This window comes from Glycomyces niveus (assembly GCF_017592475.1).
GTDB lineage: Bacteria > Actinomycetota > Actinomycetes > Mycobacteriales > Micromonosporaceae > Glycomyces > Glycomyces niveus.
In genome coordinates, this window is sequence record NZ_JAGFNP010000013.1 from 38,167 (window position 1) to 52,312 (window position 14,146).

Consider the following 14,146-nt stretch of genomic DNA (forward strand, 5'->3'; position numbering starts at 1 on the left):
GTGAACGCGGACGGCCCGCCACTGGGCCCGGTCGCCGCGTGGTCCCACCGATCCGGGCGACCGTATGGCGGGGCTGGAGCGGCGGCTGGAGGAGATCCGCGCGATCCTGCTCGAGTTCTCCGGCGAGCTCGCCGCGCTCCAACCCGCGTCCCGCGCGCGCCCGGAGGGCAGCGCCGGCGGCGCACCGCTTCCCTCTCTGTTCCCCCGATGTTGGTGCGGCCGTTACCGAAACGCACTAGCCTGCGCGGTGGCGCGCCATCGCGGCCCGCCGCACCCCGCCCGGGAGGGAAGCCCCATGCGACTGACGCGACTGCTGCCCGCGAGGCTGCGCCGCAGGCTCCGCGCCGCCGTGCCCCGCGACGCCCACGGCCCGCTCCCGGCCTCCTCGGAGCTGCTGCACGTCATCGCCACCCGGCACGGCATCGGCGTGTTCGACGAGCAGTGGTTCGCCTACCGTCAGCTCCTGCTCGAGCAGCTCACACTCGCCTCGCTCGACGCCCAGTCACACCGCGACTTCGTGTGGTACATCGCGATCGACCGCGACATGCCGCCCGAAGCGCGGCGGCGGCTCGACGCGCTCGCCGCCTCGCGGCCGTGGATCCACCTGGCCGAGACCGAGCTCAAACGCGACTTCGTCCCCGACCTCGTGGCCTGGACCCGCGAAGCGGCCCGCGCCCGCGGCAAGGGCTGGGCGCTGACGACGCGCCTGGACGACGACGACGCGGTCCACCGCGACCTCGTCGGCCGCCTCCACGAAGCGGCCGCCGCCTACCTCGCCGAAGGCCGATCCGCGCCCGCGATCCTCTCGCCCACGTTGGGCTGCAACTGGGTCCCGGCGGAGGCCGCCGGGCACCGCACCTACCACCACAGCCCCTCGATCGGCCTGAGCCTCCTCGAGCCGGCCGCGCGGGCGCTCAGCGTCTACCGCCGCAACCACTCCACCCTCGCCCAGAAGCTCGTGCCCACCGGTGTCAGCGTCAGGCACATCGACGGCGAGACCATGTGGTGGCTCTACGCCCACACCGGCCTCTCCGACCAGCAGCGCGAAGGCTCCGAGCGGATGTCCAAAGTGGCCGACCACCCGAACGCGGTCGCGCTGGACGCCGACGCCCTCGCCGAGTTCGGCATCTCCGCCGAGGGCCTGCGGCTGCTGCGGCGCACGCCCGAACCGCAGCCGCACGAGACCCTGCACCTGCTCAACCGGCGCGGCCTCGACGTCGAACAGGAGATCCACGACCTGCGCGAGGCCATGTCGCGCAGCGGCGACGGCGACGCGGCGCTGCGCGAGAAGATCGCGAAGCTCCACGCCGAGCGCCGCCGCATGCACGAGAAGCTGATCCGCTGAGCTACCGCTGCTTCTGGAAGACGGCCTCCTCGCACACGTACCGGTAGCCGACCGCTTCGTTGATCGCGATCATGTGGTCGTTCGAGACGGCGTTCCCGGTCCACACGTAGCGCATCCGGGGCCGCCACGCGCGGACGAGCCGCTGGTTCGCGATCTTGAGGAGCGTGCCGAGCCGGTGCCCGCGGAAGCGCGGGTCCACGATCGTGTCGCCCTGCGAGCAGTGGGTCTCCTCCCCGCCCTCGATGACGATCTCGGTGAACCCGGCGACCTCGCCGCTCTCCTGGTGCACGGCCGCGACCTGGAGGTGCAGTTCGCCGCGCAGGCGGCGCATGTCGGACCAGTCGCGCAGCCGCTCGCGGTCGATGGCCGCCTCCTGCAGATCCCATTCGCCCAGCGGCATGTCGGTGTACATGCGCCCGTGGAGATACGCCATCCCGTCGATGATCCGCTCCGGCGCCAGCCCCTCGAACGGGACGAACTCGAACCCCTCGGCCTTCGCCGCGGCCTCGTCCCAGAGCCGGTCCAGCGCCTCCTCGTCGACGGTGTCGAGGTCGACGGCGCGGATCGCGCAGCTCAGGGACCGCTTGTAGCCCTTGGCGACCGCGAACGCGCCGCCCACCGCGCTGATGCCGGTCGCGCCGTCGCCGGGCTCCAGCACCCACGTCGAGCACGCGGTGCGCCCCTCCTCGGCCGCGCGCTCCTCCAAGTGGCGCAGCAGGGCCGAGCCGACGCCGCGCCGCCGCTCGTCGGGGTGCACGCCGAGGTCGAAGTAGGCGGCGTGGGTGTTGTCGAGCAGCGGGAGGTTCACGTCGAGGAAGCCCAGGACGCGGTCGTCGCACACGGCGACCCAGCGCTCATCGCGCACATCGGCGCGCCCCACCAGGATCCGGGAGAGTTCGCGCGCGGGGTTGAGGGGGCGGGTGCCGGTGTGGTCGTGCGCGTCGACCGCTGCCATGACCGCGAGCCGGGACCGGACCTGCCGCTGATCGCCGGGGTCGACCGGCACGATGTCGAAATGCGTCATGGCCCGAGTCTGGCCGAGGCCACCGACACAGGCAAGCGCATTGCGCGCGCATTTCGCACGGAAAGGTTTGGGGGAGAGGCGATCCGGGTAAGCATCCACCGGGAGACGGGCCGCAGGCGCAGGCGAAACCTGTCGCGCGCACTAGGGGGGATTGGTCGGGAGACCGCAGTTCCTGACACCGGCTGGCGCTGCTCGACACGTTCTAGCCCCAGGACTCGCAGTCAACCGGGTGAGTGGCGACAGGGCGTCTGCGGCCTCCCGCAAGAAGAATTCTTACTTATTCAGTGAATAGGGTCAAGACCCGACGAGCGATCAATTTCTGTCGGGTACCCGACACAACCCTTCACAACGGTCACACTGAGTGATAATTTCGGGAGTTCGGAAAGCGTTTTACAAGTCCACTCTTCCTAACTCCCCTCTCCACTCAGGACTCCAGGAGTCCCGCTTCCTTCGCCGCCTTCAACGAAGGCTTCACGGTGTGCGTGGGTCCCACCAGGGACGACACCGCATCGAGGGTTTTGAGTCCCTCACCGGTGTTGTAAATGACGGTCTCGGCCTCCGGGTCCAACTGTCCGGACTCCAGAAGCTTACGGAGCGTAGCGACGACCACGCCGCCGGCCGTTTCAGCGAACACGCCGGTCGTCGAGGCGAGCAGCCGCACGCCCTCACGGATCTCGTCGTCGGTCACCTTCGCCATGCCGCCGCCCGTCGAGCGGCACGCCTCGATCGCGTAAGGCCCCGCCGCCGGGTCGCCGATGTTCAGGCTCTTCGCGATACCGGTCGGCTTCACCGGGGTGATCACATCGGTGCCCTCGGCGAACGCGTCCGCGATCGGGCTGCACCCGGCCGACTGCGCGCCGAACACCCGCACCTTGCCCGGCTCGACCAGGCCGATCTCCGCCGACTCCTCGAACGCCTTGTGGATCTTCGTCAGCAGCTCGCCCGACGCCATCGGCACCACGACCTGCTCCGGCAGCCGCCAGCCCAGCTGCTCGGCCACCTCGTACCCGAGCGTCTTCGAACCCTCGGCGTAATACGGGCGGATGTTGACGTTCACGAACGCCGTCGACTCGAAGTCGTCCGTCTCCGTCAGCTCCGAGCACAGCCGGTTCACGTCGTCGTACGAGCCCTGCACCGCGACCAGCGTGCCGCCGTAGATCGCCGACTGCACGATCTTCCCCGGCTCCAGGTCGTGCGGGATGAACACGATCGACGGGACGCCCGCCCGCGCCGCGTGCGCGGCCACCGAGTTCGCCAGGTTCCCCGTCGAAGCGCACGCGAACCGGTCGAAGCCGAGCTTGATCGCGGCCGAGACCGCGGTCGACACCACGCGGTCCTTGAACGAGTGGGTGGGGTTCGCCGAGTCGTCCTTCACCCAGAGCTTGCGCATCCCCAGGGCCTTCGCCAGGTGCTTCGCGTCGATGAGCGGGGTCAGGCCCGGGTTCAGGCTCACCCGGTCCTCGGGGTGGACGCCGACGGGCAGCAGCGGCGCGTACCGCCAGATGTTCTGCGGACCGGCCTCGATCTGCTCGCGCGTGACCTTCGCCAGCTCCGCGAGGTCGTAGTCGACCTCGAGCGGACCGAAGCACTGCCAACAGGCGTGCTGGGCGACCAGGTCATAGGTGGCGTTGCAGTTGCGGCAGACCAGGCCCTTGGCCGGGCTGTCAGCGAAAAGCGCATTGGACATACGAGAAGGCTCCTCCCTCATCTTCCCCGCGCAGCGGGCCGGAATTGGCACCTGCCGCCCGCCCAGGCGGGCGGACCGGTGGTTGCCGCAGCGTCGCAGGGCCGGACCCCTCAGCTGCTCTGGATGAAGTACGAGGCGAATGCTACGGGTGTGCAAGCCCCACCCGCAACCGGTGTTCCAAGTTTCGAGATGGCCCCGCCCTCCCGCCGATCAGCGCCGCCCCAGGTCAAGGCAGCCCGAAACCTCGCGCCACGTCCGCGCGATGTCCGTGATCTGTCAGGAGCTCAACGCGCGCGGCGCGTCGCGAGCCACACCGCCCGCGCGTCCGCCGTGCCCGCCACGTCGTGCACCCGCACGCCCCACGCGCCCGCCTCGAACGCCAGCAGCGAGGTCGCCAGCGTCGCCGCCTCCCGCTGCCCCACCGGACGCGGCTTCCCGCTCTCGTCCTCCAGGAGCTTCCCCAGGTACGACTTCCGCGACGACCCGAACAGCACCGGGTACCCCAGCGCCACGAACTCGTCCAGGTGCGCCGAGAGCCGCCAGTTGTGCTCCGCCGACTTCGCGAACCCCAGCCCCGGGTCCAGGATCAGCCGCGAGCGGTCCACACCGGAGTCCAGGGCCGCCTCGACCCGGTCCTCCAGCTCGGCCTTCACATCCGCCACCACGTTCTCGTAGTGCTGCAGCCGCTGCATGTCCGCCGAATGCCCCCGCCAGTGCATGAGCACCCACCGCACGCCCGTGTCCGCCACGACCCGCGCCATGTCCGGGTCGGCCAGGCCGCCCGACACGTCGTTCACCACGCTCGCCCCGGCCTCGACCGCCGCCGCGGCCACCGCCGCCCGCGTCGTGTCGATCGAGACGGCAAGGCCCCGTTCGGACAGCGCCGCCACCACGTCCACCACGCGCGCGATCTCCGTCGCCGCGTCCACCCGGTCCGCGCCCGGCCGCGTCGACTCGCCGCCCACGTCGATGATGTCGGCGCCCTCGGCGGCCATCTGCTCCCCGTGCGCGACCGCGTCGCCGAAGTCGAGATACCGCCCGCCGTCGGAGAACGAGTCGGGCGTGACATTGAGGACGCCCATGATCTCGGGCCGGGCCGGCTCCTGTGGTGCGCGGGGGTCTGGCGGTGTGGTCACGGCGTCGACGTTACCCGGGCCCGGTGCGCGATCGCCTCGCATTAAGCGAGGTCCGTGAGGTCCAGCACGTGCCAGACCAGCAGCTCACCCGTCCCCGTCGACCACCACAGCGACCGCGCGTCCGCGCCGGTCTCGCCCGCGCTCGACGCCACCAGGTACTCGGCGTCCCCCTGGAGGTCGAACAGCGTCACCGTCGTCCCGTCCCCGGTGGCCGCCTTGGACTCCGCGAGCGGCTCGAACCGGTCGACGAGCCCCACGTCCGGCGACACCGCCGACGTGAACCCCTCCGCCACGGTCACCCGCTCGCTCCCGTCTGGACGGACGAGGTCCACCCGCGCCCCGTCCTCGGCGTTCACGATCAAACGGCACCACGTCGCCGAGCACAGCGTCAGCTCGTCCGACCCGGAGAACACCTTCACGCCCGCACCGGTGTCGGTGCGCACGAGCTGCGCCCCGCCGAGCGAGTCGGAGCCGGCGCTGGCGAGCCACGGCCACGCCGCGGCCTGCCACGCGCCGCGGTGGCCCACGACCTCGACCTCGCCCCCGTCGACGCTGATCGACCGGTGCTCGGTGACGAGCGCTTCGCCGCGCGCGGTGGCGAGCCAGTGCAGGCCTTCGGCGGCGAACTGGAGGTCGAAGGCGCTGCCGGCGGTGATCACGTCGCCGGTGTCGGCGGTCAGCAGCGCGGCCTCGCCGGGCCGGCCCTCCGCGTCCCGTTCGGCGGTCCACAGCTCGGAGACGACCCTGCCTTGCGCGTCGGGCACGGACTGGAGCCAGGCGATGCGCTCCTCGGTGGCGGCCACGGCGACCACGCCGGGGACGCCGCCGGGCTCGGCGACGACCTCGACCTCCGCTTCGCCGTCGGCGGGCCGCTCCACATAGAGCAGGTCACCGGCGTCGTCGGTGCCCAGGAGCGCGCTCGCGTCCCGGTCGGTCCCGAGGACGGCGAGAGGCGTCCAGGCCCGGCCGTCGATGAGGCCGGGCAGGTCGACGGGCTCGGCGTCCCAGGTCTCCCACACGGTCGGCACGGCCGCGGGGATCTCGGCGGCTTCGGGCCGGTCGGGGGAGGGCCAGGCGAGCCAGGCGAGGGCGAGCACGGCCGCGCCCGCGAGGGTGAGCCGCTGCGCCGCGTCGTCCATGCGCCCTGTCATCCGCCCATTCTGCTACCGGCCCCGGTCGGGGTCGCGGCTAGTCCCGCTCGCGGGACTTGTACAGGTATAGCAGGCCCGCGCCGGCGCCGACGGCGGCCGCGGTCGGCAGCGCGAGCTTCGCGGCGCGGCGCCCGCGCCGGTAGTCGAGGACGGGCCAGCCGTAGTGGCGGGCCTGCCGGGCGAGGCGCGTGTCCGGGTTGACGGCGATGGCGCGGCCGACCTTGCGCAGCATCGGCAGGTCGTTCGCCGAGTCCGAGTAGGCGGTGCACTGCTCGAGGTTGAGGCCGCGCTCGAGGGCGAGCTGGGCGATGCCGTCGGCCTTCGCGGGGCCGTGCATGAGGTCGCCGACGAGGCGGCCGGTGTAGCAGCCGTCCTCGATCTCGGCGATGGTGCCGAGCGCCCCGGTGAGGCCGAGGCGCGAGGCGAGGACCCCGGCGAGTTCGACCGGGCTGGCCGTCACGAGCCAGACCTCCTGGGCGGCTTCGAGGTGGCGTTCGGCGAGGCGGCGCACGGGCGCGAGGATGCGCGGGGAGATGTCGCGGTCGACGACCTCTTCGCAGAGCTTGCGCATCTCGTCGACGGGGAAGCCGGCGACGAGTTCGAGCGCGGAGGACTTCACCGAGGAGATGTGGCCGTGGTTCTCGGCGCCGAACTTGAAGCGGGCCTGCTTCCACGCGAAGCTGAGGATGTCGCGGCCGGAGAGCACGCCGTGCTTGGCGAGCGCGCGGGCGAGCCAGTACGTGGACGCGCCGTGCATGAGGGTGTTGTCGACGTCGAAGAAGGCGGCGGTGGGGAGGTGGGCGAGCTCGTCGCCGCCCGGCGCGGCGGGCTCGACGACGACGGCATGGGTCGGCGAGGAACCGCCGGCCCGAACGGTTCGTGGACGGGGTGTGGCGGAGGCGCTGGAGGAAGCCTCGATCTCAGACACGCTAAAAGCCTACAAGCCTCAGGCAGACGCCCTGTAACGCCAGGACGCGAGCCCGGTGAATTTCCAGTGTGGCCCTGGTTATATGGGCGCCTTGCGGTGTGATGGGAACCGCTGCGCCGCGGTGAGCGGTTTGGCCGGACCGGTCCCCGCGCGAAGCGCGCCGGTCCCGCCGGCGGCCGCCGCCCGCGCCCCCTTTCGGGTGACAGCGGCGCCGCGACCCCCTCGTGCTGTCGTACCCCCGCGCCCTCATGGACCTGCGGTCCGCGGGGCGGGTGGGGGTCAGCGGTGGTATTCGGCCTACAGCACCATATGCGGCGGGCCGGGAAACCACTCGGCTTCCCGGCCCGTTACTCCACACCTTGCATGTATACGGCTCAGCAGGCTTTCGCCGAGGCCGCATTCCTGCTCGGCCGACATCGGCCGTGTGAGGCGTACCCCGAAGGGCGCCTTGTCATTCCCCGAAGAGGTCCGAGATGATCCCCGTCAGCTCGCCGAGGACGTCCTCGTCCTCGGTCTGGCCGGTCGGCTCGCCGGTGGTCGCCGGGTCGGTCGCGCCGCCCGTGGCCGGGTCCGTCGCCGGCTCCTCGGCGCCGGCGGCGGTCTCGCCGCCGGTCGCGGGCGCGGAGGCGCCGTCGGCTTCACCGGTGGCCTCGCCGCCGCCGGTCTCGGATGCACCGGTCTCGGCGCCGTCGCTGCCGCCCGGTTCGACCGGGGCGGTCGCGTCGACGGCGTCCTTGGCGCAGCTGCCGGGGACCGGACCGAGCTCGTCGGTCTCGCCGCCCGCCTCGGTGCAGTCGAGCGCGCCGCGCAGCTCCACCGAGCGGACCGCGGCGGCCTCGAGCACCGCGACGAGTTCCTCGCCCGCGGTCAGGGCCTCGCCGTCGAGCTCGGCCACCAGGTCCTCGAGCACCCAGCGGTACTCGTTCGTGAACAGGTCCACGTAGTCGAGCGGCGCGGGGTCCCCGTGCTCCACGGCGATCTCGCCCAGCAGCGACGTGCCGCTGCGCAGCTCCCCGGCGGCGTCGCCGAGCGCGCTCGCGACCGCGGCGTCGTCGCCGACGACCTCGGCGGCCTCCTGGATGCGCGTGCGCGCGAACTCCAGATACAGCTGCGCCCGCCCGAGGTCGTTGCCCGCCAACGCGAGCTGCGCCTTCTCGGTGGAGCGTTTGACGCCGTACAGCGTCTCGCCCGGCAGCGCGTCGCCCGAGGCCGCGGAGACCCCGGAGACGGCGACCGTGCCGGTGAGCAGGGCCGCGACGATCGCGAGCCGCCGCCCGCCGCGCGGGCGGCGCGGGAACATGTCGTCGTGCACCGGGGCGCGCTTGGTCTCGGGCACGGCGGCGCTGGCGCGGGCCCGCGCGGTGACGCCGATGCCCTCTTCCGCGGCGACGGCCATGAGCCGCCGCCTGGTCGCGTCCTGCCAGTGCTGCGACGGCCGACTCGCGGCCATGAGCTGGTGGCCGAGGCCGCCGAGCCGTTCGGTGACGCCGACGAGTTCGGCGAACGCTTCTGTTGACGCGTCCGGTGTGTCAGCGTTGCGGCGCTGGTGAGGGAGGGCGGGGTCCTCGGAGTCAAGCAGCCGTGCGAATTCCTCCGCGCGGCGGCGCTCCATAGGGTTCAAAGTCACCGGGCACACCCCCTCTCACTGCATGGATCCTGCTCCTGTACTGAGAACAACGCACGAGTAGCCCCTGAGGTTACGGTTCGCCGGGCACCTTGCGACGCGGACCACTTTGTCCGCCTCGCGGCGCGGTTGCACGGCGGCAGAGGGCCGGTGAACGGCCCTGACCTGGCAGTGTCGGTCCGGCCCGGCGGTGCCGGGCGGATCGCTGATGACGGGTTCGCGGGTCGATCCCCGCGGAGACGGGTTTTTGTCGTGTTTCCGACAGCAGCCTGAGCCGTCGGTGGAAGGGAAAGCGGTGGAGAAGGGATCGGAAACGCCTGCTTCAGCCTCGGAAGCCGTCCGGCAGCAGCCGCGCGAGGGTGCGCACGGCCCGGTACTGGAGGGCCTTGACCGCGCCTTCGTTCTTGCCCATGGTGCGGGCGGTCTCGGCGACGGTGAACCCCTGGAGGAACCGCAGGACGATGCATTCCTGCTGGTCGGGGTTGAGCTTCTTGACCGCGGTGAGGAGGGTGGCGTTGGTCAGCTTCTCCAGCGCGGCGGTCTCGGGCGAGGTGGTCGGGTCGGTCTCGGGGGAGTCGGACCCCAGGACGTCGGGTTTGACGATCTCGAGCCGGTAGCGGCCCGACTTGAAGTGGTCGACGACCAGGTTCCGCGCGATCGTCACCAGCCAGGCCCCGAAGGCCCGGCCCTGCCAGCTGAAGCTGGAGATGCGCCGCAGCGCGCGCAGGAAGGTCTCGGAGGCGAGGTCCTCGGCCAGCTGGGCGTTGTTCACGCGGAAGTAGATGTAGCGGTAGACGGTCTCGCTGTAGCGGTCGTAGATCTCGCCGAACGCGTTCGGGTCGCCGTCCTGCGCCCGCGCCACCAGGTCGGCGACCTCGTCGCCGTCCACCTGGTCGGTGCTCGGGTCGTGCTGGTCGGGCCCGGCGGCCTCGGTGGCGCCGCCCGCGCCGGCGCCGCTGCCGGAGCGCACGTGGCGCTGCTCGGCGGTGCCGGTGTCGAGGCTGAGGACCGTCCAGACGGCCTGCCGGAGCCGCTCGAAGGTCGGGGCGGGCAGCCGCGTCAGCGCCTCGACGAGGGCGCTGCCGTTGAGGTAAGGGGCGAAATCTGCGTTGAGCATCGCGGTGTTGCGGTTCGCGTAGGGCGACCTTGGCGAAGCTTGCGAGCCATACATGGGCACAGACATTGCTGGTGCAATACCGGGCACTAGTGGCCTCCTCGTGTGAGGGGTCGGGCCGAGTCATGCGATCGGGTCCCGCAGGGACTGACCCGCCTGAGTCTAGAAATCAGGAGGGCCGCCGACGCGTATTTGCGTTCGGCGTGTCGCGTTCGGTGACGGCTTGGCGACGGGTGATGTCGGCGTTCGCCCGGCGCACCGACGTACCCTTCTTCGCGGGGGCGGAATCCCACCATTACCTCCCCAAATGTTTGGAGGTCCGCGTGCGCGGACCGGTTCTGGCTCAATAGTGATCGAGGAATGACGGAGGGTGTCGCACAACTTGTGCGATCTTGCGTTCCGGGGATGGAGCAGGGTGAACAGACTGACGCTGCTGACTACAAGGGATTGCCATCTGTGCGGCGCGGCGCGGGCCGACCTCGACCGCGTGGCCCGCGAGACGGGCGCCGAGTGGGCCGAGATCGACGTCGCCGACGACGCTGCGTTGGCACGCGAATACGGGGACCGCCTGCCCGTGGTGCTGCTCGACGGGCGCGAGCACTCCTACTGGGACGTGGACGTCCCGCGCCTCAAACGCGATCTCGAGGCTTCTTCGAATTCGTGATCCCGGGGACGACGCGCCGAAAAACTGTGATTTGCGGGCATCCGCGGCTTTTTAGGGCAAAATCGTTCCGGACGGCGGCTCGACGGGAGACACCGGGTCTCGGTACAGCTGGGCTTCGCCCAGTGATACGGGGGTGTACCGCACCGGTCCCGCGAGCCGCCGAGTCGCGCCCGGCCCCGCCGCCGGACGCCCCGCCGCCCGCCCCCGGTCAGCGGCCCGGTCCGAGTTAGCGCCGCCTCTGCGAGCTCCCGCACCACCCACCTCCTAAGCTGGGTTGCGCGCCGGTGAACGGCGCGCGAAGGAACTAGCGGACCTGGAGTTCCACCATTGACGACCACCGGCGAAGGCACAGGTGCGGGAGGCGCGGCCGGGCCTGAACCGAGCGCCGCTCCCGCGGCCACGGCCGCCGACCTCCCGGCGGCGACGGTCAGGCGCCTGCCCGAGTACCTGCGGGCGCTGAGCTCCCTGGGCGAGTCCGGCGTCGAAACCGTCTCCTCCGAGACCCTCGCGGCCGCCACCGGCGTGAACTCGGCGATGCTCCGCAAGGACCTCTCCCAGCTCGGGGCCTCCGGGATGCGCGGCGTCGGCTACAACGTGGCCGCCCTCGCCGCCTACATCGCGGGTGTGCTCGGACTCACGAAAGACTCCCGCGTGGCCATCATCGGCCTGGGCCACCTGGGCCAGGCGCTGGCCCGGTACCCGGGATTCTCCGAACGGGGGTTCGACATCGTTGGCCTCTTCGACGCCGACCCGGGCATCATTGGGAAGGACTTGGACGGGATCCAGGTGCGCGACGTCGCGCTCCTCGCCGGCGCGGTACGTGACGAAGGCATCAACATAGGGGTCATCGCCACACCGGGCGCGGCCGCCCAACACGTGGCCGACCTCCTCGTAGATGCTGGTGTCACAAGCATTCTCAACTTCGCGCCGTGCGTCCTCGCCGTGCCGCAGGGCGTGGCGGTCCGCAAGGTCGACCTGGCCGTCGAGCTGCAGATCCTCTCCTTCCACGAACACCACAAGACCATCGGCCAGGCGAACGCAGCGATGTGACGGAAACGGCCGAGAGACGGGAACGGTGAAGTGAACCTCCTGGTAGTGGGCATCTCGCACCGCAGTGCCGCGGTGGAGACCCTGGAACGGCTCGCGGTGGGCCCCGAGGCCGCCGCCGACCTCTCGCGCGCGCTCCTGCGCGGCGGCGAGGTCCGCGAGGCCGTGGTGCTCTCGACCTGCAACCGGGTCGAGGTGTACGCCACCGCCGCCACGTTCCACGGGGGCCTGTCCGCGATCGTCGACGAGCTCCACCGCGTGTGGGGCCTCGGCGAAGCGGACGCCGACCTGGACTTCGCCTCCTGCGGGTACGTGCGCCACGGCGCCGACGCCGCCGCCCACGCCTTCCGCGTCGCCGCCGGGCTCGACTCGATGGTCGCCGGCGAGCCGCAGATCCTCGGCCAGCTGCGCGACGCCTACGACACCGCCCGCGAGGCCGACCAGGTCGGCCGCCACCTGCACGAGCTGTTCCAGCAGGCCCTGCGCGTCGGGAAGCGGATCCACGCCGAGACCGACGTGGACGCCGCCGCGCCCTCGGTCGTCACCGCCGCCCTCGAGCTCGCCGAGCGCTCGCTCGTCCGGTCCGGGTTCGTCGGCCTCGCCCAGGCCCGCGCCGCCGTCGTCGGCGCCGGCGCCATGGGCAGCCTCGCCACGGCGACCCTCGCCCGCTCGGGCGTCAAGTCCCTCAAGGTCGCCAACCGCGACCGCGAGAAGGCCGAGCGCCTCGCCGCCGTCTGGGACGCCGAGGCCGCCGACTACGACGACCTGACCTCCCTTGCCGCGCAAGTGGACCTGCTCGTGTGCGCGACCGCCTCGCCCGAGCCGGTGCTGCGCGCCGAGCACCTCGCCGGGCGCACCGCGCCGCTCGTCGTGTGCGACCTGGCCCTGCCCAAGGACGTCGCCGAAGCGGTCTCCCGCCTCGAGCACGTGCACGTCGTCGACATCGCCGAGATCCAGCGCGCGGACGCGGCCGGCGCCGCCGCCGACACGCTCGCCGAGGTCGAGGCGCTGCTCGCCGAGGAGATCGCGGCCTACAACGAGGCGCTGCGCGCCGACGCCGTCACCCCGACCGTGGCCGCCCTGCGCGCCGCGGCCGCCGACATCGTCGACGCCGAGCTCGCCCGCGTCGCCCGCCGCGGCGACTTCACCGACGACCAGCGCGCCGAAGTCGCCCGCACCGTCCACCGCGTGGTCCAGCGGCTCCTGCACGAGCCCACCGTGCGCGTGCGCGAGCTCGCCGGGCAGCCCGGCGCGCCCGACTACGCCCGCGCCCTGCGCGACCTGTTCGCGCTCGACCCGGCCGCCGTCGCCGAACCGCAGACCGGCGACCTCGCCGACGCCCTCAAGATCAACCCCGTCGCGACCGATCCGCTCGGCGCCGACGGCACCCTCGGCACTGCCCCAAAGCCGCCCGGAGCGTCTTCGCCGCGCCGGCCTTAGGAAGGGAAAGACCTGTGATCCGAGTAGGGACCAGGGGATCGAAGCTCGCGCTCGCGCAGAGCGGGATGATCGCGGACGAGATAGCGCGCCTCTCGGGGGAGCAGGTCGAACTCGTCGAGATCAAGACCACAGGGGACGGCACGACGGTGCCGGTCGCCCAGCTCGGCGTCGGCGTCTTCGTCAACCAGCTGCGCGAGGCGCTCGAGCGCGAGGACATCGACATCGCCGTCCACTCCTACAAGGACCTGCCGACGGCCCAGCCCGAGCACCTCGTCATCGCGGTGCCCCCGCGCGAGGACCCGCGCGACGTGCTCGTCGCCTCCGGCGGCCGCACCCTCGCCGACCTGGGCCCCGGCGCGAAGATCGGCACCGGCTCGCCCCGGCGCATCGCGCAGCTCAACGCCATGGGCCGCGGCTTCGAATGCGTGCCGATCCGCGGGAACATCGACACCCGCATCGCCCGCATCCACGACGACCTCGATGGGGTGATCCTCGCTGCCGCGGGCATCAAGCGCATCGGGAGGCAGGCGGAGATCACGGAATACCTGGACCCGCTAGTGATGCTTCCCGCCCCGGCACAAGGGGCATTGGCGGTCGAATGCCGCAAAGCCGACATGACATCTGCGCGGATCTCAAGTAAGCTCAACGACCGGTACGCACAGGCCGCCGTCGCCGCCGAGCGCGCCCTTCTCCAACGACTCGAAGCCGGATGCAGCGCACCCGTCGCCGCACTCGCCGATGTCGCCGAAGGCGCCTCGCCAGACGAGGTCGACCTGTATCTGCGGGGGGCCGTCGGTGCCGAGGACGGCTCCGTCATCGAGCGGCTCTCGACCACCGCCGCTCTCCCCGACACTGGCGATGCGGGCGCCGCCGACCTGGCCGCCCGGGCCGCCGCCGTGGGGCGAGCGCTGGCCGAGGACCTCCTCGCGGCCGGTGCCGAGCAACTATTGAAGTAGACCCAGCTCTAGACGACTGTTGATGGAGAG

The 14,146-nt window shown here is 71.9% G+C and carries 12 protein-coding genes and 1 riboswitch; of the genes, 5 read left to right on the top strand and 7 right to left on the bottom strand.

Annotated features, from left to right (window positions below; genetic code table 11):
• The first annotated feature begins 295 nt into the window (after positions 1-295).
• Positions 296-1,345: a glycosyltransferase gene (locus J5V16_RS20000; RefSeq protein ID WP_208498751.1), complete on the top strand. Its 1,050-nt coding sequence runs from the start codon at positions 296-298 to the stop codon at positions 1,343-1,345.
• Between the two features lies 1 nt (position 1,346).
• Here the strand turns inward: J5V16_RS20000 and J5V16_RS20005 are convergent, their stop codons facing one another.
• From J5V16_RS20005 to J5V16_RS20035, 7 genes are all read right to left on the bottom strand, one after another.
• Entirely contained in the window at positions 1,347-2,369 is a 1,023-nt protein-coding gene (locus tag J5V16_RS20005; protein WP_208498752.1) for a GNAT family N-acetyltransferase, read from the bottom strand.
• Positions 2,370-2,793: 424 nt separating this feature from the next.
• On the bottom strand, positions 2,794-4,056 hold the full coding sequence (thrC, locus tag J5V16_RS20010) for a threonine synthase (protein ID WP_243901490.1): 1,263 nt from the start codon (positions 4,054-4,056) through the stop codon (positions 2,794-2,796).
• A 14-nt stretch (positions 4,057-4,070) separates the two neighbouring features.
• Positions 4,071-4,186, bottom strand: a riboswitch (SAM riboswitch).
• A 154-nt stretch (positions 4,187-4,340) separates the two neighbouring features.
• On the bottom strand, positions 4,341-5,138 hold the full coding sequence (folP, locus tag J5V16_RS20015; RefSeq protein ID WP_243901504.1) for a dihydropteroate synthase: 798 nt from the start codon (positions 5,136-5,138) through the stop codon (positions 4,341-4,343).
• Positions 5,139-5,233: 95 nt separating this feature from the next.
• Positions 5,234-6,343, bottom strand: a complete 1,110-nt coding sequence (locus J5V16_RS20020) for a hypothetical protein (RefSeq protein WP_208498755.1) — start codon at positions 6,341-6,343, stop codon at positions 5,234-5,236.
• Between the two features lie 37 nt (positions 6,344-6,380).
• On the bottom strand, positions 6,381-7,271 hold the full coding sequence (locus J5V16_RS20025; RefSeq protein WP_208498756.1) for an HAD family hydrolase: 891 nt from the start codon (positions 7,269-7,271) through the stop codon (positions 6,381-6,383).
• 451 nt (positions 7,272-7,722) lie between these two features.
• The gene (locus J5V16_RS20030) at positions 7,723-8,898 is read right to left on the bottom strand and encodes a DUF5667 domain-containing protein (protein ID WP_208498757.1); all 1,176 of its coding nucleotides are present in this window, start codon (positions 8,896-8,898) and stop codon (positions 7,723-7,725) included.
• 319 nt (positions 8,899-9,217) lie between these two features.
• A complete protein-coding gene (locus tag J5V16_RS20035) occupies positions 9,218-10,012 on the bottom strand; it encodes an ECF subfamily RNA polymerase sigma factor, BldN family (protein ID WP_208498758.1) in 795 nt (264 codons plus the stop codon).
• A 412-nt stretch (positions 10,013-10,424) separates the two neighbouring features.
• On the opposite strand from J5V16_RS20035, the gene J5V16_RS20040 reads away from it, so the two are divergent.
• From J5V16_RS20040 to hemC, 4 genes are all read left to right on the top strand, one after another.
• Positions 10,425-10,673, top strand: a complete 249-nt coding sequence (locus J5V16_RS20040) for a glutaredoxin family protein (RefSeq protein WP_208498759.1) — start codon at positions 10,425-10,427, stop codon at positions 10,671-10,673.
• A 327-nt stretch (positions 10,674-11,000) separates the two neighbouring features.
• Positions 11,001-11,723, top strand: a complete 723-nt coding sequence (locus tag J5V16_RS20045; RefSeq protein WP_208498760.1) for a redox-sensing transcriptional repressor Rex — start codon at positions 11,001-11,003, stop codon at positions 11,721-11,723.
• Positions 11,724-11,753: 30 nt separating this feature from the next.
• Positions 11,754-13,160: a glutamyl-tRNA reductase gene (locus J5V16_RS20050; protein ID WP_208498761.1), complete on the top strand. Its 1,407-nt coding sequence runs from the start codon at positions 11,754-11,756 to the stop codon at positions 13,158-13,160.
• 14 nt (positions 13,161-13,174) lie between these two features.
• Entirely contained in the window at positions 13,175-14,116 is a 942-nt protein-coding gene (gene hemC / locus J5V16_RS20055) for a hydroxymethylbilane synthase (RefSeq protein ID WP_208498762.1), read from the top strand.
• Positions 14,117-14,146 lie beyond the last annotated feature (30 nt).

Coding starts and splice junctions, on each gene's coding strand:
- J5V16_RS20000 (WP_208498751.1), top strand. CDS start 296: ATGCGACTGACGCGACTGCTGCCCGCGAGGCTGCGCCGCAGGCTCCGC.
- J5V16_RS20005 (WP_208498752.1), bottom strand. CDS start 2,369: ATGACGCATTTCGACATCGTGCCGGTCGACCCCGGCGATCAGCGGCAG.
- thrC (WP_243901490.1), bottom strand. CDS start 4,056: ATGTCCAATGCGCTTTTCGCTGACAGCCCGGCCAAGGGCCTGGTCTGC.
- folP (WP_243901504.1), bottom strand. CDS start 5,138: ATGGGCGTCCTCAATGTCACGCCCGACTCGTTCTCCGACGGCGGGCGG.
- J5V16_RS20020 (WP_208498755.1), bottom strand. CDS start 6,343: ATGACAGGGCGCATGGACGACGCGGCGCAGCGGCTCACCCTCGCGGGC.
- J5V16_RS20035 (WP_208498758.1), bottom strand. CDS start 10,012: ATGCTCAACGCAGATTTCGCCCCTTACCTCAACGGCAGCGCCCTCGTC.